The sequence below is a fragment of the Bacillus sp. cl96 genome, assembly GCF_900100505.1.
GTDB classification, from domain to species: Bacteria; Bacillota; Bacilli; order Bacillales; family Bacillaceae_G; genus Bacillus_A; species Bacillus_A cereus.
This window is the reverse complement of sequence record NZ_FNDM01000009.1, coordinates 225,672-245,184: the sequence shown is the minus strand read 5'-3', so window position 1 is coordinate 245,184 and position 19,513 is coordinate 225,672. Positions and strand designations below refer to the sequence as shown.

Below are 19,513 nucleotides of genomic sequence, written 5' to 3'. Positions count from 1 at the left end.
GCATTATCAAATGAGACAGTACGTCCGGACACTTGAATCAAGAGCTATCGTCCAGAGTATGTCTCGAAAAGGCAACTGTTACGACAACGCAGTAATAGAAAATTTCTTTGGGATTATGAAGTCGGAGTTCCTCTACATAAAAGAATTTGAAAATGTAGAGCACTTTAAAATAGAATTAGAAAAATATATAGATTATTATAATACGAAACGGATTAAGGCGAAATTAAAAATGAGCCCGGTACAATACCGGACTCACTTTTATCAAGCTGCCTAATGAAATAACCGTGTCTAACTTTTAGGGGTCACTTCAAAATACAGCTCTTTTTTTATTGCAAAAAATCCCTTGCCGAATTGGCAAGGGATTTTAGTTTTAAATTATTTTGTTTGTTTAGAAGTTAATTCGGCTTCTTTTGCATTCACTTTACTTCTTGTTCCTAACATAACTAAATAGCATAGTACGGCAAACAAGCAAGAAATGAATAGAGAATGTAACAATGCCATTGCTAAACTAGCGTTTGTAAATACAACTAAAACTCCTACTACAGCTTGAAGTGTAACAAGGATAAATGAAATGATCCATCCCCAATATACGACAGGTTGCTGTTTGTAATGGCGAATAGCGAGAATCATCGCGTATAGTATCCAAGCGAAAATTAACATCGCTGCAACTCTATGGCCCATTTGAACCCATTCATGTAGTTGAGTTGGCATAGGTCTGTTTTTGCTACATAAAGGAAAGTCTGGACAGGCTAAGCTAGCTCGTTCGTGACGTACTAAAGCACCTGTGTAGACGACGATATAACTGTAAATTGTTACACCATAAATATGAAATTTCATTTTTTTGTCCATAATAAGTGAACGTGCATCAAATTTTTGGTCAATTTCAAAGATAAGACACGTTAATAAAATGACAGAAGCAAATGAAATTAAGGAAATACCGAAGTGGATAGCAAGTACAGCTGGCATTTGGCCCCAAACAACTGCTGCTGCTCCCATTAATGCTTGTGCAACTAAAAATACGAAGGATAAAATTGCTAACGTTTTTGTTTCACGCACATGTTTATAATATTTCCAGGACAAAATACAAAGGAGAGTGACAAGAATTCCAGCTGATCCGGATGTTAATCGGTGGCTAAGTTCAATAATAGTTTCCATTGATAAATTAGATGGAACAAATTCACCGTTACAAAGTGGCCATGATTTACCACAACCTTGACCAGAACCTGTTTTTGTAACTAAAGCGCCTCCTAATAAAACTATTAATAAATCAAGGCTTGTAATGACTGCTAACCATTTAATAAAGCGTTGCAATCTCTTTCACCATCTTTCTGCTATGAAGTTATTGCGAAATATTTTCATTCCATTATGTATAGAATAAAACGCGCTAGTTCCTATGATATATAAAAAATAATAAAATAGCAAAGAAATGGAGGGGGAAGGAAAGGGGGAGAAAATAGGTGTAAAAACAGGGTTCCTAAGGAAAATTTTAGGTGAAAAATAGGCTATTTTGAAAAGAAATGGGGAGAATACGTGTTAAATAAGACAAAATAGTTTATTATAGAAGGTAACATCATGTTATGATAAGGACAAGTCAGAATGAAGTTTTTTATATTCGACACAAAAAGTTCATGTTTTCTTCACAAAATGTTCGGGAAATATGATTTAATATATTGGAGTATGGGCGTAGATTAGTAGTAGAATGGGTTAACAATGTTTCTACTGTAATAATATTGCTATATAGAAGCGAATTATTTCATTTGAAATATGCGCAAAAAGAAAGATGAAAGTTTTAAGAGGGGGTTAGAGTGATGAACCATGCAACAAGTGAGCTGCATGATGAGTCCGCTGTTACAAGTGTACCGGAAACAACTCGGTTACAAGATTTAAAAGCACTCGTTAAAATGGGGATTGTAAACTCAAATACACTTACTGTATTTACAGGATTTTGGTTGGCATTACACTTTAATGGATTAAGTGTAATGGACAATCTGGATAAGTTATTCTTTACAATCGTTGGTTCTGGATTAGTTATGGCAGGGGTATGTTGTTTAAACAACTACATTGATCGAGACATCGATCCATTAATGGAAAGAACAAAGACCCGTCCAACGGTTACTGGAAAGTATAAACCAGGATTTGCACTTACATTTGGACTAGTCATATTACTTCTTGGTTTTGTATTTTTATTATTAACAACACCAATGGCAGTCTTAATGGGATTTATTGGTGCTTTCACATATGTTGTTCTATATAGTTTATGGACAAAGAGAAAGTATACACTAAATACTGTTGTAGGTAGTATATCTGGTGCAGTTCCTCCTTTAATTGGATGGGCAGCAATCGATCCATCTTTAGGCCATCCAATTGCTTGGATGTTATTTTTAATTATGTTTATTTGGCAAATCCCACATTTCCTTGCATTAGCAATGAAACGTGTTGATGAATATCGAAATGCAGGAATTCCAATGCTTCCTGTAGTTCATGGATTTGAAATTACGAAACGCCAAATTATGATTTGGACAGTATGTTTATTACCACTACCATTTTATATGAGTGGACTAGGGATAACATTTATGGTAATTGCAACACTGCTTAACATCGGATGGATCGTTTTAGGATTTTATGGCTTCCGTAAGAAAGATGACATCAAATGGTCCGTGCAAATGTTTGTTTATTCCCTAAATTATTTAACAATCTTATTTGTATCAATGATTGTAGTTACATTCTTCTAAGACAACGACATAATTGGATTTCTTTACGTTGAGATTTACTTTACTTAACTATAAAGTACAATCTAATTCACAAGGAAAGTGGGGGTTGTTTGTATGAAGAAACAGTGGCGACTGCTTTCGTTCGTTTCACTGCTGGCTTTACTGTTAGGGGGATGCGGTAAAGCCTTTCAATCTACTTTAATTCCGCAAGGAGAAGTAGCAAAAATGCAATATGATTTACTTCTACTGGCGAGTGCAATCATGGTAGGAGTAGTACTAGTAGTTACTATTATTTTCTTATATGTAATTGTGCGTTTCCGACAAAAGAAAGGTCAGGAAGATTATATTCCAGAGCAAGTTGAAGGGAATCACAAGCTAGAAATTATATGGACAGTTATTCCGATTATTCTTTTACTAATCTTAGCTGTTCCAACAGTTACATATACATTCAAACTTGCTGATGTAAGTGCGATGGAGAAAAAGAATATTGATAAAGATACTATCGTTGTTGATGTAACAGCGAATCTTTATTGGTGGGAATTTTCTTATAAATCAGAAAAGATAGTAACTTCGCAAGATTTGGTCATCCCCACAGGTAAGAAAGTGTATTTAAATTTGAAGGGTGCCGATATTAAACACTCATTTTGGGTTCCATCTTTAGCAGGGAAAATGGATACAAATACAGACAATGTGAACAAAATGTGGTTAAAGGCAGATAAATCGGGCACTTATAATGGTTTTTGTACAGAATTTTGCGGCCCATCACATTCTTTAATGCAATTTAAAGTGAAAGCTTTAGATGAAAGCGAGTACAAAAAATGGCTTGCTGATATGAAGAAGATTGATGGGAAGAAAGAAGTAGCTTCAACAAAGGCGCAAGAGGGCCAAGAAATATTTAATAAAAGCTGTATTGGTTGTCATGCAGTTGGATCTAATGATAGTAGACCACCTTCCGCTCGTATCGCACCAAACTTAGCAAACTTTGCGGATCGCGATATGGTTGCCGGTATTGCCGAAAACAATGAAGAAAACTTAAAAAAATGGCTGAAAGATCCTGAAAATATGAAGCCAGGAAACAAAATGACTGGCAAATATGGCAACTTAACGGATGATCAAATTGATGCATTAAATGCATACTTACAAACGTTAAAAGTTGAAAAGTAAAGAGGGATTATTCGCGAAGGGGAGGTTGAAAACGTGAGTTCTGTAGCAAAAAAACAGGGGATGGGTGCTGTCATATGGGATTATTTAACGACAGTAGACCATAAAAAGATTGCCATTCTCTATTTAATTGCAGGTGGATTGTTTTTTGTAATAGGCGGAATAGAAGCTCTATTTATTCGCCTTCAATTAGCGATTCCTAACAATGCTTTTCTTGTTGGGGATGCTTATAATCAAGTATTAACGATGCACGGTACAACAATGATTTTCCTCGCAGCTATGCCACTCGTGTTTGCATTTATGAACGCCGCTGTACCACTTCAAATTGGTGCACGTGATGTAGCGTTCCCGTTTTTGAATTCACTCGGATTTTGGTTATTTTTCTTTGGTGGAGTATTTTTAAATTTAAGTTGGTTTTTAGGTGGAGCACCTGATGCAGGATGGACATCTTATGCATCTTTAGCTTTAGCCTCTAAAGGTCATGGTGTTGATTTCTATGTACTCGGCTTGCAAATCTCAGGTATTGGTACATTAATTGGAGGTATTAACTTCCTTGTAACCATTATTAATATGCGGGCGCCAGGAATGACGTACATGCGTATGCCGATGTTTACATGGACGACATTTGTAACATCTTCGCTTATATTATTCGCTTTTCCGCCGTTAACTGTAGGATTAGGACTTTTAATGTTAGATCGTTTATTTGGAACAAGTTTCTTTAATCCGGCATTGGGCGGGAATACAATTATATGGGAGCATTTATTCTGGATTTTCGGTCATCCAGAAGTATACATTCTTATACTCCCAGCTTTCGGAATATTCTCAGAAATCTTCGCGACATTTTCGAAAAAACGATTGTTTGGTTATTCATCGATGGTGTTTGCGACTGTATTAATTGGATTTTTAGGATTTATGGTATGGGCGCACCATATGTTTACTGTTGGACTTGGTCCAGTTGCTAATGCTATTTTCTCGGTCGCAACAATGGCGATTGCGGTTCCAACTGGTATCAAAATATTCAACTGGCTCTTTACAATGTGGGGCGGAAGTATTCGTTTTACGACACCAATGATGTGGGCAGTAGCTTTCATTCCATCATTCGTAATGGGTGGAGTTACAGGGGTTATGCTAGCATCTGCACCAGCTGATTATCAATTTCATGATAACTATTTCGTAGTAGCGCATTTTCATTATGTAATCGTTGGCGGTGTTGTATTTGGTTTACTTGCAGGAGCTCATTATTATTGGCCACTGATGTTTAATAAAGTATTAAATGAAACATTAGGAAAGATAACGTTCTGGCTATTCTTTATCGGCTTCCATTTAACGTTCTTTATTCAGCATTTCCTTGGCTTGATTGGTATGCCACGCCGTTACTACACATATCTTGAAGGGCAAGGGTTGGAAATGGGGAATATGATTAGTTCCATCGGAGCGGTGTTTATGGCTCTTGGAACGATTGTTCTTCTATTCAATGTAATTAAAACGACAGTATCAAAAGAAAAAGCTGGTCGTGATCCGTGGGATGCACGTACATTAGAATGGACAATGCCAGCACCGACACCAGAATATAACTTTAAACAATTACCATTTGTTCGCGGATTAGATCCGTTTTGGATTGAAAAACGTGAAGGTAATAAAGAGATGACAGCAGCGGAACCAGTTGGTGATATTCATATGCCAAATCCTTCGTTTTCACCATTTGTCATTTCTTTCGGATTGTTTATAGCGGCATTTGGTGCGATGTATATGCAGGGCGGAAAAGATAAGTTCTGGTTATTAGTAGCAATTATTGGTTTAATCATTACATTTGGCGCAATGTTCCTACGTTCAGTAATTGATGATCATGGGTATCATATTCATAAAGAAGATTTAGAGGATAAGGGGGGCAAGGCATAATGCATGTAGATGAAAAATTAACGAATGAAACATTTCCAGCAGAGCCTGAAAAAGCAACCCTTGAAGGGAAAAATAAGTTTGTCGGTTTTTGGTTATTTCTTGGAGGCGAAACAGTGTTGTTCGCTTCCTTATTCGGAACATATTTAGCGTTAAAGAATTCTACAAATGGTGGACCAACATCTCAAGAGATGTTCCAAATGCCACTCGTTTTCATTATGACGATGCTTTTATTAACGAGTAGCTTAACGAGTGTATATGCGATGTATCACATGAAAAACTTTAACTTTAAGAAAATGCAGCTTTGGTTACTAGTAACAGTATTGCTAGGTTTAGGGTTTTTAGGGTTTGAGATATATGAGTTTTATCATTATACACATGAATTTAAGCATACTATGAGAAGTAGTGCGTTTGGCTCTGCGTTTTATGCTCTTGTTGGTACACATGGACTCCACGTATTGTTTGGGTTATGTTGGATTCTAACATTAATCTTTAGAAATGCGAAGAGAGGTCTAAATTTATACAATGCACCGAAGTTTTATGTTGCATCGATTTATTGGCACTTTATTGACGTAGTTTGGGTGTTTATTTTCACTGTAGTATATTTAATGGGAATGGTGGGATAAACAATGGCGATAAAGCAAACGAATAATCCTAAAGTTGATCTTGTTTATCGGAAGAGAAAAAGTGCGGAGGAAATGAGGCATCAAGTTATTACGTTTGCATTAATGATTTTTTTAACATTAGTTGCATTTGTAGCGGTAGCGTATCCAAAAACTTTTAGTCCGATTTTCTCTGTACCGTTTATTTTACTATTAGCAGTGGTACAAGTAATTTTTCAATTGTATTATTTTATGCATATGAGTCATAAAGGACATGAAGCAGCAAGTTTCTTTCTTTACTCTGGTCTGCTAATAGGGTTAATTACAATTTTAGCTTTTATGACAATCGTGTGGATTTGAAAAGTGAAAAATAAGGGAGCTTGTGTTGTCACAGCTCCCTCTTCATATTATGAGATAACCTTACGAAGGTAGGTGTGAAAATGAGTAACTTGTGGATATTTGGTTTTCAGGCTTTATGGAGTCCAATCTTTTTATTATTTATGCTTTCGATTCTTATTGGGTACTTCTTAATTATTGGGCCATATAGAATGCGATTTGAAAATGCGACGAAGGTAAGTAAGAAGCAAATTTTTTATTTTACGACTGGTATTGTTCTTTTGTATTTTGTAAAGGGAGGGCCTATTGATTTAATTGGCCATATTATATTTAGTGCTCATATGTTTGAAATGGCAGTCATGTATATTGCAGTTCCACCGTTACTGTTGCTTGGTATACCAATTTGGTTATATCGTTATATTACTTCTTTTAAGTTTGTTCAAATTATATTAAAGGCATTTGCTAAACCGCTTATTGCGTTATTTGTATTTAACGGCCTGTTTTCTTTTTATCATTTACCAGTTGTTTTTGATACGGTAAAACAAAGTCAAATAGCTCATCCTATTTGTCTCGCTATATTGTTTTTTACAGCAATCATGATGTGGTGGCCGATGTTAAATCCATTACCAGAATATCAAACATTAAGTGATATAAAGAAACTTGGTTATATGTTTGCTAATGGCATATTATTAACGCCTGCTTGTGCGTTAATAATTTTTGCGACAGCCCCGTTATTTGCAACGTATACGGATCCGGCTGCTTGGATGAAAGCGATGGAACTATGTGTACCAGCGGGCACTTTATCAGATTTAAATATAACGGGACCAGAATTTTTGCACTGGATGCCAGTCGTACAAGACCAGCAAACTGGTGGTATCATAATGAAAATTGTCCAGGAAATAGTGTACGGTACAATTATAGGCTATGTATTCTTTAGATGGGCACGTAGAGAACGTGAAAAGGATAAGGAGCAGTTGCAACAATTGCCGCCGTATTTACAGACTAAGTAAAAAAAGTGTATGGGATTCCATGCGCTTTTTCTTTTTAGTTTTAGCTACCTTAAAAAGATTGAATTTTCTAATTTTTTATGTTAAGTTAGTGTAGGCGTGTACTAAAAGTGGAGATAAAATTTACTACTAGCTTTCATGCGTAATAATTCCATATGTAGTGCAAGTTTTTTAGAGAGTTACAAATATATATTGTTATCTTTAATAAACACGAACTATTTTAAGGGGGAGTTTAAATGGGTAGTAGTGGAAGTATGGTAAAGCCGATTAGTGGTTTTTTGGCAGCACTAATTCAATATCCAGTACCAGTAGTAGAATCGCGTGCAGACATTGATAAACAAATTCAACAAATCATAAAAACAATTCATTCGACCAAATCAGGTTACCCTGGTTTAGAATTGATAGTATTTCCTGAATATAGTACACAAGGGCTCAATACAAAAAAATGGACTACAGAAGAATTTTTATGCACAGTGCCTGGGCCAGAAACAGACTTATTTGCTGAGGCATGTAAAGAATCTAAAGTATATGGTGTTTTTTCAATAATGGAGAAAAATCCTGATGGTGGAGAGCCATATAATACAGCAGTTATTATTGATCCACAAGGTGAAATGATTTTGAAGTATCGTAAGCTAAATCCTTGGGTGCCAGTCGAGCCTTGGAAAGCTGGAGATTTAGGCTTACCTGTTTGTGATGGACCTGGAGGAAGTAAATTAGCTGTTTGTATTTGTCATGATGGCATGTTCCCTGAAGTAGCTCGTGAAGCGGCCTATAAAGGTGCAAATGTCTTAATTCGTATTTCTGGATATAGTACACAAGTTAGTGAACAATGGATGCTAACCAATCGTTCAAATGCATGGCAGAATTTAATGTATACATTGTCGGTAAACTTAGCGGGTTATGATGGCGTATTTTATTACTTTGGTGAAGGACAAGTATGTAATTTTGATGGGACTACTTTAGTACAGGGACATCGAAATCCTTGGGAGATTGTTACTGCTGAAGTATATCCAGAACTAGCAGATCAGGCTAGATTAGGATGGGGATTGGAAAATAATATATATAATCTAGGTTCAAGAGGATATGTAGCAACTCCTGGTGGGGTGAAAGAAAATCCATATACGTTTGTAAAAGATTTAGCTGAAGGTAAATATAAGGTTCCTTGGGAAGATGAGATTAAAGTAAAAGATGGATCTATTTATGGATATCCAGTAAAAAAAACGATTCATTCTTAGGGAAGGGAAATAAAACAAGCGCATCATATTGATGCGCTTGTTTTTGTTAATCAATAATTTGAAATTCTTTTAACTCTTTTTCGACATTTTGTAGGAGTTGTTCGCTTTTTTGAAGTACATTCGTTGGGAAAGTCTCATCATCACCATATTCAACGCCGTGAGGATAATAATGTTTTCCTAATAAGGGGGGAAGTAGTTTTACTTCAGCGTGTCTACTGCCAATGTCACCTTCAACAGCAACTCCTTGCACTCGTAAATAATAAATATCCTTTAATATTTCAAATTTATAATCGTATGTAACTCGCTCATAATCCCACTGTCCGGCAAGTACGAAGTGGTTGTTTTCCATGATTTCAGTTAAAAGAGTTAATTCAACGACGGCTCCATTAAATTTCGTATTTGTAAATTGCATATAATACCTCCTTTTTTAATGTTACACCATTATTTTTATAATAGTATGAATAATAAGAAAGTGCAATTCATATTGAGAGAAAAGGGATAATCCAGACTTTTTTCACAAAAATATGATATAGTGAAAAGAGTACGGTACACACAAAAAGAAAGAAAAGGATTTGTGTATATCTCAATTTTATGTTTTGTTCAGGAGGTATATCGTTTGAAGAAATTATTGCGTATCGTAATGATTACATTTTTAATTTTAGCTGTTGATTTATACGGGAAATTACTCGTTTCACAATATATATTAACCCCATCTCAATCAAAGCAAGAAAATAAAATTGTGAAAAAGAAAAAGCAAATTAAGGAAGACTCCTCAGACACTGTTTTAAATATGATTGGTGAAGACTCTGAAAACTTATTAGCGAAGTGGGGAGAACCCTCTCGAATAGAGCCATCTGCATACGGATATGAATGGTGGGTATACAACCAGGATTTAACTCAGTATGTTCAATTTGGAGTTTCTGAACGTAAAGTTGTAACGGCATACGCAGCTGGTGAACAAGTTAAGGTTCCACCTTATTATATAAATGAAAAATATGAAGAAGTATATAAAAAAAGTCCGCTTTCGCATGAAATTTCATTAAAAAGAGGGAAAAATAGTTATCAATTTGAGCTATCTGATACCGAAGTCATGGAACAACCGTTAATACCTGTAGAAGATGGATGGGCGCAATTGTATTTTGATCAATTTACACATGAGCTTGTTGGTGTTCGTTATATGGATGATGAAACTTTATTACGCCAAAGACCGTATCAGCTCGTTTATTCAGGTGAATTAATAGCAGAACAACCATTGACTCCAGAAAAAATAAAACAAGTAGAAAATGGGAATATGCAACAAATTTTTGATTTAACAAATATCATTCGAAGTCGTCATAAATTACCATTATTAACATGGGATCAGGAAACAGCAGATGTTGCTGTTGGTCACAGTAAAGATATGAAAGACAATAATTATTTTTCTCATGACTCACCTACATTAGGTACACTAGGAGATCGTTTGCAGCGCGGGAAAGTAGGATTTCAACTTGCTGGTGAGAACATAGCGGCGCAACATAGTGATGGAATTGCGGCAGTGCAAGGTTGGTTAAATAGTGAGGGGCATAGAAAGAATTTATTAAATGAACAATTTACAGGATTAGGTGTGGGTGTATACGATAAATTTTATACACAAAACTTTATTCGAAAATAAAGTGAAATTGTAAGCGGTGGGGTGTTAACATCACCAAATTAGTTACTTCGTATTCACTGAATTGTAGGTGGGAATCTGACCGTATGCAAATAGCAGAAAAAAAGGTGCATGAATCGTCTAAAAATAGGCGAACCATGCGCCTTTTTTTTCTTACTATATAGTAGATATACATGGAGAGGTGAGGATTATGCCAACAACAAAAGGACCGTTACATCCATCGGTTCAACAGTTTAAAGAATTTGTAAACCATCACCCTAAAATGGTTCATGAGGTTAGAAGTGGTCATAAAACATGGCAACAATTTTATGAAGAATGGTACTTACTTGGTGAAGAAGATCCAATATGGGCAACTTATAGACCGGATGGAGCGCCTGCGTTTTCTTCGGTAAAAGAAAATAAAAAAGAAAAAGATAATCGAACTGAAGAGGAAAAAACTGCTGATGTGATGGGGCAAATGCTTTCTTTTTTTAAAAAGTTGGACGTGGAACAAATGCAGAACCATTTAGCCAATGTGACGAGTGCAATCGGGAGCGTGCAACAAGTTATTCAGCAATTTCAAGGTAACCGTACGCAGCAAGAGCAAAGTACTTCAGAAAATAACCCATTTTTCTTTCAAAAGGATTAGGGGGAAAGATGATGAGAGCAGAAATTATGGAGTTTATAAAGGCTGATGAGGATTTATCTCGCTATATTAGAGAGCAACCGTACTGGTATAGAAAATTAACACGAAATCCTGAAGAAAAAGAGGCTTTTGAGTTAGCGGCGATGCAACATTTCAAAAAAACAATACCAGATAAAGTGGAAAAGTTTCAAAATCAATTGGCCGTTGCTTCGATTATGATTGATATGTTTCAGTATATGAAGCAACAAAATGCAACCTAATTGGAAGTGAAAAATATGTCCGTCATGCAGAACTTTTGTTACAATAGAGGTTGATTATTTAAAAAGGAGTTGCAGCATGACGGAAATTTGTTTAGTACGACATGGACAAACTGATTGGAATTTTCAAGAAATTATTCAGGGGCGAGAAGATATTCCGCTTAATGAAGTTGGTAAGAAGCAAGCGAGTCAGAGTGCAGCTGCTTTACAAGAAGAAACGTGGGATATCATTATAAGTAGCCCGTTAATTAGAGCGCAAGAAACGGCTAATGAAATTGCAAAGACAGTTGGATTACAATCGATTTTATTAGATGAGCGATTTGTTGAACGGAATTTTGGAGAAGCTTCAGGGAAGCCGGTTGCGGCTGTTAGAGAGTTGATTGCTGAAGGTAAAGTAGAAGGTATGGAGCGAGATGAAGAGATTGTAGCTCGTTGCTTTGCTGCTTTAGAAGATGTTGCGACAACTCATTTTGGCAAACGTATTATTATTGTTGCTCACTCACACGCGATAAAAGCGATTTTACATGCCATTGAACCAGATGAAATTACATTTAAGACACCATTAAAAAATGCGTGTATTAGTTATGTGAAACAAAATAGTGGAAAGTGGGATGTTCTTAAATATAATATAGCGGAACATATTAATGTATAAGTGTGTACGGATATAGTGTAAAAATAGTTTCATTATATCTTTCTTTTGAGTAAGTCACTTCAATTAGTAGTTCTAATCTAAATGTGGTATGATGGATACTCGGAGGTGTCTCTCATGATTGTAGCGACGCTAGAAAGCGTATTAATATTAGATAAGGCAGAGCAGCTTGCAAAAGCGATTATCTGTTCAGATATAGCAGAAGATTATCGTAAGTATTATAGAGAATTACATGAAGATATGGAACTTCAGACGCTCATTCAGCAATTTACAGCGATGAAAGAACGGTATGAGGAAGTACAGCGTTTTGGAAAATACCATCCTGACTATACTACCGTGTCAATGAAAATGAGAGAATTAAAGCGTTCTGTGGACTTACATGATAAGGTTGCAGCTTTTAAAAGAGCAGAAACTGCTTTGCAGAAGTTATTAGACGAAGTTAGTGTAGCAATCGGTTCGGAAGTGTCTTCTTCCATTAAAGTGCCAACAGGAAATCCATTCTTTGATGCTGGTGGCTGTGGTGGAGGTTGTGGTACTGGCGGAGGTTGTGGTTGTAAAAAAACGGGGTGATGTACCCCGTTTTTTAGAAGTTGGAAGAAAACGTATACAGAGTTTGTCCTGTAATGTTATAAATTTCTGATTGGTTTTCATAGAATATAAAATATATGTTTTTAAAAGGAGAAGATGGAGAAGATTATGTTCGGGCAACGACAAAGTATGATTGTTTATTTACATTCATTGAAACATGCCAAGATTTTAAGGAAATATGGTAACATACATTACATATCAAAACGATTAAAATATGCTGTAGTATATTGTGATATGGAACAAATTGAGCATATGATGCATAAGTTGAACAAACTTCCTTTTGTGAAAAAGATAGAACAGTCGTATCGCCCGTATTTAAAAACGGAATTTGAAAATTCCCGTCCTGATCGAGCAAAAGAATACGATTATAGCTAATAGAAAAAATCCCCGGCTAAATTTAGCCGGGGATTTTTCACTTGGAATAACGTGTTATTTCATCGGAGGAATGAAATTGTTCATTCGTAAAATACCAATTAAATGATTAAAAAATAGTTCTTTTTCTGGGAAAGTTGTAGATGGTTTTACAGTAAAGGTAGCCACTTTTTTTCCGAGTTGTTCTGCCGTTTCTTCAAATAAAATGACACGTTTACTTTTTTTATTTTCAAATACAGGAATGCCTTCACGACATATGTATAATGGTTGGAAATCACCAGTAGTAGTTGGTTTTAATATTACAACAAGCGAACATACTTTTTTATCGTTTTTTATCGTTTCAAATTGTAACATATGTGCTATACGTTCTTGATTTGTTTTGGCAATTTCAAGTAATTCATATAAATCAGAGTAGCCTTCTCCGAGTTCTATAAAGCGTTGAATCATATCTTTTCCTCCTCTTTCTTTTACTGTACCATTTCACTTTTTAAATGAAAAGCACACAAAGAAAAAAAACCCTGCATAGCAGGGCCCTTCTTATACTAGCATGTACTAGTAAGAAGGCAAAGGGAGAGGAGAAACCGGAGGAAGAACTTATGGGGAAACGTAAGTCTTCTCCGCGGTTGGCAACAACATCGAAGGTGATGTTGTTATAATTATTTATGTCCAATCTAAATGAAGATATACATAATGAAATTAAATTTTATGTTGGGCTTTTTATTTTTCTTTTTTTTATTTTGTGATAGGATAAAAAAGATAAAGTGGAACTAATATACATATTGGGTTCATATTAGTGAATGATGAGATGAATACATAAAAATAACGAGAGGTTATTTGAGGCCGAGTTTTCCTATAGTTAGGTGAATGTGGTTTGTTAACGGTTACCGAAGTGGGAATGGCTTTCTATAATCGCTCGATAGATTGAAATAAAGGTAGTGACAACAGATGAGAGTAGTTTCAGGAAAATGTAAAGGACACCCACTTAAAGCGGTTCCTGGTAATACAACACGTCCAACGACAGATAAAGTAAAAGAATCTATTTTTAATATGATAGGTCCTTATTTTGATGGTGGTATCGCCCTTGATTTATTTGGTGGTAGTGGTGGTCTTGGAATTGAGGCTTTGAGCAGAGGGATTGATAAAGCAATTTTTGTTGATCGGGATAGTAAAGCGATAAAAGTAATTCATCAAAATTTAGAAAGTTGTAGAGTACAGGAACAAGCTGAAGTATATCGAAATGATGCGGAACGTGCAGTAAAGGCGCTAATAAAACGTGAAATGTCATTCGATCTTATATTGATAGATCCTCCATATAAAGAGCAAAAAATTGTATCTTTAATTAGTATAATGGATCAACATGGATTGCTACATAGTGATGGATTAATTATGGCAGAGCATGGTAATGATGTAGTTTTACCTAATTCAATAGGAAGGCTTGTAAAAGTACGAGCTGAGAATTATGGGATTACTGCAATATCGATTTATAAGTATGAAGGTGAGGGGACAGAATGACAAGTATAGCTATTTCTTCAGGAAGTTTTGATCCAATTACCCTTGGGCATCTGGATATTATTAAAAGGGGAGCAAAAGTATTTGATGAGGTGTACGTAGTCGTTTTAAACAATTCATCAAAAAAACCATTCTTTTCAGTTGAAGAGCGATTAGAATTAATTCGAGAAGCGACAAAGGATATCCCGAATGTAAAAGTAGATTCGCATAGTGGGCTATTAGTAGAGTATGCAAAAATGCGTAATGCAAATGCAATATTACGTGGTTTACGAGCAGTTTCTGATTTTGAATATGAGATGCAAATTACTTCTATGAATCGAAAATTAGATGAAAATATTGAAACATTTTTTATTATGACAAACAATCAATATTCATTTTTAAGCTCGAGTATTGTAAAAGAAGTTGCGAGGTATGGAGGAAGTGTAGTAGATCTTGTACCTCCTATTGTAGAACGTGCTTTAAAAGAAAAGTTTCAAACCCCGTTAAAGTGAACGGGGTTTTTCTTTATATGTGCGCAAAAATAATAAAATAACATATAAGTATAGACAAAATAATGTGAAAATTGGTCCATAATGTATAAAAGATGTCCAAATTTCATGTAGTATAGAAGGATGTTCGGATAAAAATACAGGAATATCTTTTGGCATAGGCGAGAAAGAACTCACTTTCTCATAAAATGGTGTCCAAAATACAAATGTAAAAATAGGGGCAAGAATACTTTGAATAATTCGTGCGAAAAAATAGGGTTTAAATCGGATATCTGTTTCAGCTAATATGCTAGCAACTTGTGCCTGAATAGAAAGACCACTAAATGCTAAAATGAAGCTTGTTACCATAGCTTGTTGTAAGAGCGGTGTTTCATTTATTTGACTAATCATTTGGCTTCCGAGTGTCATTTCGAAAATACCTGATAATATAGGTATACTAAAATCTGTACTTAGTTGGAAGAATGATAAAATATGTTGCATAATAAAAGAAAGAGCTGCTGTAATGTGAAATACAGTAATCATTTTATTTAACACAGAGAATAAAATAATAAATCCGCCAATCATAAGTAATGTTTGAATAGAAGAAACAATGGCATCCCCAAGTAATTTACCAATTGGTCTTTTTTCTTGTAAGCGTGTCTCGTGAAGGATTAAAAAAGGGTTTTGAAAGCGACGTTTTTTTGTAGTGTGTGTATTAATTTTGTAAGCGGTATTATCGCCGTAAAAACGCATAATTAATCCGACAGCAAAGTTACTGAAATAATGGGCAGCGGCTAATATAATTCCTAATTTCGGATTATTAAAAAAACCGATAGACACAGCACCGAAAATAAAAAGTGGATTAGAAGAATTTGTGAAAGAAACGAGGCGCTCTGCTTCAATCTGAGTTAAAAGATTGCTTTTTCGTAGTCTAGCGCTTAATTTGGCGCCTGCAGGGAAACCAGAAGCCATTCCCATCGCCCAAACAAATCCGCCTATCCCTGGAACGCGAAAAAGTGGGCGCATGAGTGGTTCTAATATAACGCCAATAAATTTTACAACACCGATACTAATTAGAAGTTCCGCAATGATGAAAAACGGTAGTAGTGAAGGGAATACAACTTCCCACCATATATTTAACCCGCGAATAGAAGCTTGCAAAGCGGCTTGGGGGTGGAGTACAAGAGAAAAGGTTAAAAATAGCGTTGATATGGTAAGGAAAGCGGTTTTCCATTTTTCATACATGTAAGTAAATCCCCCTTTGTCCCAAAAAACGTTCATTTCAGTATACGTGGATACGTAGTGAATTTAGACCATAAGTATGAAAAAGGAATGAAAAAAATTAAAGGGTGAGAAAAATGAAAGAACCAAAGATTGGTTTAGCACTTGGGTCTGGAGGAGCGAAAGGGTTTGCTCATATTGGTGTAATAAAGGTTTTAAGGGAAGCGGGTATCCCTATTCACATGATTGCAGGAAGTAGTATGGGGGCGCTAATAGGTACGTTTTATGCGGCAAGTAGTAACGTTGAAAGATTGTATAAATTAGCATCTGTTTTTAAGCGGAAGTATTATTTAGATTTCACGGTACCGAAAATGGGATTTATTGCTGGAAAACGTGTCAAAGATATGATTAAAATGTTTACATATAATAAAAATTTAGAAGAGTTAGATATCCCGACGGCTGTTGTGGCTACTGACATATTGAAGGGGGAAAAAGTGGTTTTTACAAGTGGGCCAGTTGCAGATGCGGTGAGGGCTAGCATATCTGTTCCTGGAGTGTTTGTACCAGAAAAAATAGATGGAAGATTATTAGTGGATGGTGGAGTCATTGATCGCATCCCAGTATCGGTTGTGAAAGAGTTAGGGGCCGATATTGTTATCGCTGTTGATGTATCTCCAATTAAGGTAAATGGCGATGTTACGTCCATTTATGACGTAATCATGCAAAGTATTGAAATTATGCAGCATGAGCTTGTAATGAATCGGCAAATTGCATCGGATTTAATGATGCGACCAGCTGTAGAGCAATTTAGTTCACGTGCTTTTACAAACATTGAAGACATTATTCGAGTTGGAGAAGTAGAAGCAGAAAAACATATTTCAAATATTTATTTATTAATTGAGCAGTGGAAGGAGAAACATAATGTTTAAGCGTTTTCGGTTTATATATGCAATCTTAATAGGGGTTATATTGGCGATGTTACTTGTTTACGTACGTTTACCGTATTATATAACAAAACCAGGAATGGCTGCCAAATTAGAGCCTTATGTTCAAGTTGAGGGTGGAACGAAAGAATCTGGTGATTTTATGCTTGTTACGGTTTCAATGGGACCAGCAAATGTGGTGAATTTAATAGCGGCACAGTTTAATAAATATACACATATTTCGAAAGCGGAAGAAATATTGCAAAAAGGTGAGAGTGATGAAGAATATCAATTTCGCCAAAATTATGCGATGAAAGATTCACAAAATGCAGCGATTTATAATGCATATAAACGTGCAAATCGCTCAGTATCTTTTGAAAATAAAGGTGTATTAGTTGCTGGTGTGGCAAAAGGAATGCCGTCAGAAGGAAAGCTTAAGCTTGGTGATGTTATTATAGCTGTTGACGGAAAAACATTTGAAAAGACGGAGCAATTTATTGAATATATGACAGGGAAAAAAGAAAATGATGCTGTAAGTATTGAGTACATGAGAAATGGAAAACAATTGAAAGAGAATTTAAATGTAAAGACGATTCCTAATGGGAATGGACGTGTCGGTATAGGTGTTTCTATCGTTACGGAAAGAGAACTAGTGGTCGATCCGAAAGTGAAAATTAATTCTAATGAAATTGGTGGACCATCCGCAGGTTTAATGTTCACATTAGAAATATATAATCAACTTGTGGAAGAAGACTTAACGAAAGGACATGAAATAGCTGGAACAGGTACAATTAATGAAAAAGGAGAAGTGGGCCCGATTGGTGGTATAAATCAAAAAGTGGTGGCTGCTAGCGATGCTGGGGCTGAAGTGTTCTTTGCGCCAAATGAAAAAGGTGCGGAGAAATCGAACTATAAAGATGCACTTGAGACTGCAAAGGATATTAAAACAAAAATGAAAATTGTACCAGTGGATACGCTGGATGATGCGTTAACATATTTAGAAAAGATGGATAAGGAAAAAACCTCTCTGAAATAGAGAGGTTTTTTATAGGAATTTTGTAGTTGTTTCATCATAGCGAATAGGATGGTGTGTTATATCCTGTTTTAATAGTTGTGTGCGTAACGGTTCGTGCATGATGGAGAAATATACAGAGTTTGCTTTTTTCTCTATATCTAAAGCGGCATGGTCGAATGTTTTTGTATGAGTAAGGATTGGAAGTTCGATTTTTTTCTTATTTTTTGAAAGGTAAGTTTGTCCTTTTTGTGACATGCCTAGCAGGCGAATATATGGTGCGTGTTGTTCTATATTTGCGCTACGTATATCCTCTTTTGTTGTGTTTGTTAAAATGTGTGTACAAGCTCTTTGTAATCTAGTCCATGTATAACGTTTTGTTTTTAATGCTTCCATGAATGAATAGAAGGAGGAACTGTTTTGTATTTTTGATAAAATACGATGCTCTAAACCTTCTTCTATTTCATATATATGTCGTAAGTCCCCTGGAGACATCGTCATGAGTCTATATTTAAAAAATGAAAAGTATTGTTCCCAATTATGTAATATCCCGTAGTTTTGTTTGTAATTTGCTAAAAGCGAAGTGGTTGCCTGTGGGAGAAAAGGTTCAATTGTTGTAAATGATCCTTCTTCGCTAAAGAGTTGTTTTCGGATGCTTGTCGCGCTTGCAATATGTTGGTCATTAAATGTTTCATCATGATAATGAGAGGCAAATCTTTTTATAGTTTGAGCTTGTATAGAGCTATTTTGTGACAGAATTGCTTTCATATATTGGAAGCCTAAAATATTATTTGGTTGTGACATATCTATGTTTTTTTCAGATGTTAAAATGTGTGAGAAAGCATCCGATGTTGCTTTTGCATAACTATTACCAGCGTCCATGAATTGTTTTACAAGGCAGTTAAAAGTCTCTTCTTCGTTTTTTTGTATGGAGATGGTATTATAAAAATTTTCGATTTGTCCATCCTCACTACCGAAACAAATTTCGGAAACACGTAGGGCATTTAAAATGGAAATAGCACCATTTGCGAAGGTTTCAGCCTTTTGTGTTGCAAAGACGTATGGAAGCTCTACAACAAGGTCTACGCCGTTTGCTAAGGCCATTTTAGTGCGATACCATTTGGAAATGAGTGCGGGCTCACCACGCTGTAAAAAAGGACCACTCATAACGGCAATTATTATATCGGATTGTGTTAACTTTTTTGTCTGTTGCACATGATAAAGATGACCGTTATGAAAAGGGTTATATTCAACAACAATACCACCAGCTTTTATGGTAATCTCTCCTTTCGAT

Annotated in this window: 23 protein-coding genes; 18 read left to right on the top strand and 5 right to left on the bottom strand. The window is 35.6% G+C overall.

What is annotated here, in order from left to right; genetic code table 11:
- Nucleotides 1-274: IS3 family transposase (locus BLT20_RS20220; protein ID WP_141770360.1), on the top strand; the 274-nt coding region annotated here is incomplete at its 5' end.
- A 101-nt stretch (nucleotides 275-375) separates the two neighbouring features.
- Here the strand turns inward: BLT20_RS20220 and ctaA are convergent.
- Entirely contained in the window at nucleotides 376-1,311 is a 936-nt protein-coding gene (ctaA, locus tag BLT20_RS20215) for a heme A synthase (protein ID WP_001188743.1), read from the bottom strand.
- Nucleotides 1,312-1,808: 497 nt separating this feature from the next.
- Between ctaA and ctaB the strand changes: the two genes are divergently transcribed.
- The 7 genes from ctaB to BLT20_RS20180 all read left to right on the top strand — a co-directional run bounded on the left by ctaB (nucleotide 1,809) and on the right by BLT20_RS20180 (nucleotide 8,948).
- Nucleotides 1,809-2,732 carry a protoheme IX farnesyltransferase gene (ctaB, locus tag BLT20_RS20210; protein WP_001015058.1) on the top strand — a complete coding sequence of 308 codons (924 nt, stop codon included), beginning with the start codon at nucleotides 1,809-1,811 and terminating at the stop codon, nucleotides 2,730-2,732.
- Nucleotides 2,733-2,825: 93 nt separating this feature from the next.
- On the top strand, nucleotides 2,826-3,875 hold the full coding sequence (gene coxB, locus BLT20_RS20205) for a cytochrome c oxidase subunit II (protein ID WP_000745268.1): 1,050 nt from the start codon (nucleotides 2,826-2,828) through the stop codon (nucleotides 3,873-3,875).
- 60 nt (nucleotides 3,876-3,935) lie between these two features.
- On the top strand, nucleotides 3,936-5,771 hold the full coding sequence (ctaD, locus tag BLT20_RS20200; RefSeq protein WP_153579316.1) for a cytochrome c oxidase subunit I: 1,836 nt from the start codon (nucleotides 3,936-3,938) through the stop codon (nucleotides 5,769-5,771).
- Nucleotides 5,771-6,394, top strand: a complete 624-nt coding sequence (gene ctaE / locus BLT20_RS20195; RefSeq protein WP_000557861.1) for a cytochrome c oxidase subunit III — start codon at nucleotides 5,771-5,773, stop codon at nucleotides 6,392-6,394. Before ctaD ends, ctaE begins: the two co-directional genes overlap by 1 nt.
- Before the next feature lie 3 nt (nucleotides 6,395-6,397).
- On the top strand, nucleotides 6,398-6,730 hold the full coding sequence (ctaF, locus tag BLT20_RS20190) for a cytochrome c oxidase subunit IVB (RefSeq protein WP_000985706.1): 333 nt from the start codon (nucleotides 6,398-6,400) through the stop codon (nucleotides 6,728-6,730).
- Nucleotides 6,731-6,810: 80 nt separating this feature from the next.
- Nucleotides 6,811-7,716, top strand: coding sequence for a cytochrome c oxidase assembly factor CtaG (gene ctaG, locus BLT20_RS20185; RefSeq protein ID WP_000069023.1), 906 nt, complete (start codon nucleotides 6,811-6,813; stop codon nucleotides 7,714-7,716).
- A 233-nt stretch (nucleotides 7,717-7,949) separates the two neighbouring features.
- Complete coding sequence (locus tag BLT20_RS20180) at nucleotides 7,950-8,948, top strand: formamidase (protein WP_000535786.1); 999 nt, start codon at nucleotides 7,950-7,952, stop codon at nucleotides 8,946-8,948.
- Nucleotides 8,949-8,994: 46 nt separating this feature from the next.
- On the opposite strand, the gene BLT20_RS20175 is transcribed toward BLT20_RS20180, so the two are convergent.
- A complete protein-coding gene (locus BLT20_RS20175) occupies nucleotides 8,995-9,360 on the bottom strand; it encodes a YugN family protein (protein WP_001160944.1) in 366 nt (121 codons plus the stop codon).
- A 204-nt stretch (nucleotides 9,361-9,564) separates the two neighbouring features.
- Here BLT20_RS20175 and BLT20_RS20170 point away from each other — a divergent pair, with 204 nt between their 5' ends.
- From BLT20_RS20170 to BLT20_RS20145, 6 genes are all read left to right on the top strand, one after another.
- Complete coding sequence (locus BLT20_RS20170; protein ID WP_000735378.1) at nucleotides 9,565-10,599, top strand: CAP domain-containing protein; 1,035 nt, start codon at nucleotides 9,565-9,567, stop codon at nucleotides 10,597-10,599.
- Nucleotides 10,600-10,786: 187 nt separating this feature from the next.
- On the top strand, nucleotides 10,787-11,224 hold the full coding sequence (locus tag BLT20_RS20165) for a YlbD family protein (protein WP_001143346.1): 438 nt from the start codon (nucleotides 10,787-10,789) through the stop codon (nucleotides 11,222-11,224).
- A gap of 11 nt (nucleotides 11,225-11,235) precedes the next feature.
- On the top strand, nucleotides 11,236-11,481 hold the full coding sequence (locus tag BLT20_RS20160) for a YlbE-like family protein (protein ID WP_001200990.1): 246 nt from the start codon (nucleotides 11,236-11,238) through the stop codon (nucleotides 11,479-11,481).
- A 76-nt stretch (nucleotides 11,482-11,557) separates the two neighbouring features.
- A complete protein-coding gene (locus BLT20_RS20155; RefSeq protein WP_000134946.1) occupies nucleotides 11,558-12,130 on the top strand; it encodes a histidine phosphatase family protein in 573 nt (190 codons plus the stop codon).
- Nucleotides 12,131-12,244: 114 nt separating this feature from the next.
- A complete protein-coding gene (locus BLT20_RS20150) occupies nucleotides 12,245-12,697 on the top strand; it encodes a YlbF/YmcA family competence regulator (protein WP_000634366.1) in 453 nt (150 codons plus the stop codon).
- A gap of 126 nt (nucleotides 12,698-12,823) precedes the next feature.
- Nucleotides 12,824-13,090, top strand: coding sequence for a YlbG family protein (locus tag BLT20_RS20145; protein ID WP_002082261.1), 267 nt, complete (start codon nucleotides 12,824-12,826; stop codon nucleotides 13,088-13,090).
- A gap of 54 nt (nucleotides 13,091-13,144) precedes the next feature.
- Here BLT20_RS20145 and BLT20_RS20140 read toward each other — a convergent pair whose 3' ends face one another.
- Entirely contained in the window at nucleotides 13,145-13,534 is a 390-nt protein-coding gene (locus BLT20_RS20140; RefSeq protein ID WP_000616017.1) for a DUF7147 family protein, read from the bottom strand.
- Nucleotides 13,535-14,032: 498 nt separating this feature from the next.
- On the opposite strand from BLT20_RS20140, the gene rsmD reads away from it, so the two are divergent.
- Both rsmD and coaD read left to right on the top strand, forming a co-directional pair.
- On the top strand, nucleotides 14,033-14,599 hold the full coding sequence (gene rsmD, locus BLT20_RS20135) for a 16S rRNA (guanine(966)-N(2))-methyltransferase RsmD (protein WP_001266978.1): 567 nt from the start codon (nucleotides 14,033-14,035) through the stop codon (nucleotides 14,597-14,599).
- On the top strand, nucleotides 14,596-15,087 hold the full coding sequence (coaD, locus tag BLT20_RS20130; RefSeq protein ID WP_000200601.1) for a pantetheine-phosphate adenylyltransferase: 492 nt from the start codon (nucleotides 14,596-14,598) through the stop codon (nucleotides 15,085-15,087). The genes rsmD and coaD overlap by 4 nt, the downstream gene beginning before the upstream one ends.
- On the opposite strand, the gene ylbJ is transcribed toward coaD, so the two are convergent.
- On the bottom strand, nucleotides 15,079-16,308 hold the full coding sequence (gene ylbJ, locus BLT20_RS20125) for a sporulation integral membrane protein YlbJ (protein WP_000273082.1): 1,230 nt from the start codon (nucleotides 16,306-16,308) through the stop codon (nucleotides 15,079-15,081). The genes coaD and ylbJ overlap by 9 nt on opposite strands.
- 113 nt (nucleotides 16,309-16,421) lie before the next feature.
- Between ylbJ and BLT20_RS20120 the strand changes: the two genes are divergently transcribed.
- Both BLT20_RS20120 and BLT20_RS20115 read left to right on the top strand, forming a co-directional pair.
- Nucleotides 16,422-17,213, top strand: a complete 792-nt coding sequence (locus BLT20_RS20120; RefSeq protein WP_000662588.1) for a patatin-like phospholipase family protein — start codon at nucleotides 16,422-16,424, stop codon at nucleotides 17,211-17,213.
- Nucleotides 17,206-18,243 carry a SepM family pheromone-processing serine protease gene (locus tag BLT20_RS20115; protein WP_000476281.1) on the top strand — a complete coding sequence of 346 codons (1,038 nt, stop codon included), beginning with the start codon at nucleotides 17,206-17,208 and terminating at the stop codon, nucleotides 18,241-18,243. Before BLT20_RS20120 ends, BLT20_RS20115 begins: the two co-directional genes overlap by 8 nt.
- Nucleotides 18,244-18,252: 9 nt before the next feature.
- On the opposite strand, the gene BLT20_RS20110 is transcribed toward BLT20_RS20115, so the two are convergent.
- Nucleotides 18,253-19,434 (bottom strand): nucleotidyltransferase, encoded by a 1,182-nt coding sequence (locus tag BLT20_RS20110; protein ID WP_002182932.1) that lies wholly within the window; start codon nucleotides 19,432-19,434, stop codon nucleotides 18,253-18,255.
- Nucleotides 19,435-19,513 lie beyond the last annotated feature (79 nt).

Coding starts and splice junctions, on each gene's coding strand:
- ctaB (WP_001015058.1), top strand. CDS start 1,809: ATGAACCATGCAACAAGTGAGCTGCATGATGAGTCCGCTGTTACAAGT.
- coxB (WP_000745268.1), top strand. CDS start 2,826: ATGAAGAAACAGTGGCGACTGCTTTCGTTCGTTTCACTGCTGGCTTTA.
- ctaD (WP_153579316.1), top strand. CDS start 3,936: ATGGGTGCTGTCATATGGGATTATTTAACGACAGTAGACCATAAAAAG.
- ctaE (WP_000557861.1), top strand. CDS start 5,771: ATGCATGTAGATGAAAAATTAACGAATGAAACATTTCCAGCAGAGCCT.
- ctaF (WP_000985706.1), top strand. CDS start 6,398: ATGGCGATAAAGCAAACGAATAATCCTAAAGTTGATCTTGTTTATCGG.
- ctaG (WP_000069023.1), top strand. CDS start 6,811: ATGAGTAACTTGTGGATATTTGGTTTTCAGGCTTTATGGAGTCCAATC.
- BLT20_RS20180 (WP_000535786.1), top strand. CDS start 7,950: ATGGGTAGTAGTGGAAGTATGGTAAAGCCGATTAGTGGTTTTTTGGCA.
- BLT20_RS20175 (WP_001160944.1), bottom strand. CDS start 9,360: ATGCAATTTACAAATACGAAATTTAATGGAGCCGTCGTTGAATTAACT.
- BLT20_RS20165 (WP_001143346.1), top strand. CDS start 10,787: ATGCCAACAACAAAAGGACCGTTACATCCATCGGTTCAACAGTTTAAA.
- BLT20_RS20160 (WP_001200990.1), top strand. CDS start 11,236: ATGAGAGCAGAAATTATGGAGTTTATAAAGGCTGATGAGGATTTATCT.
- BLT20_RS20155 (WP_000134946.1), top strand. CDS start 11,558: ATGACGGAAATTTGTTTAGTACGACATGGACAAACTGATTGGAATTTT.
- BLT20_RS20150 (WP_000634366.1), top strand. CDS start 12,245: ATGATTGTAGCGACGCTAGAAAGCGTATTAATATTAGATAAGGCAGAG.
- BLT20_RS20145 (WP_002082261.1), top strand. CDS start 12,824: ATGTTCGGGCAACGACAAAGTATGATTGTTTATTTACATTCATTGAAA.
- BLT20_RS20140 (WP_000616017.1), bottom strand. CDS start 13,534: ATGATTCAACGCTTTATAGAACTCGGAGAAGGCTACTCTGATTTATAT.
- rsmD (WP_001266978.1), top strand. CDS start 14,033: ATGAGAGTAGTTTCAGGAAAATGTAAAGGACACCCACTTAAAGCGGTT.
- coaD (WP_000200601.1), top strand. CDS start 14,596: ATGACAAGTATAGCTATTTCTTCAGGAAGTTTTGATCCAATTACCCTT.
- ylbJ (WP_000273082.1), bottom strand. CDS start 16,308: ATGTATGAAAAATGGAAAACCGCTTTCCTTACCATATCAACGCTATTT.
- BLT20_RS20120 (WP_000662588.1), top strand. CDS start 16,422: ATGAAAGAACCAAAGATTGGTTTAGCACTTGGGTCTGGAGGAGCGAAA.
- BLT20_RS20115 (WP_000476281.1), top strand. CDS start 17,206: ATGTTTAAGCGTTTTCGGTTTATATATGCAATCTTAATAGGGGTTATA.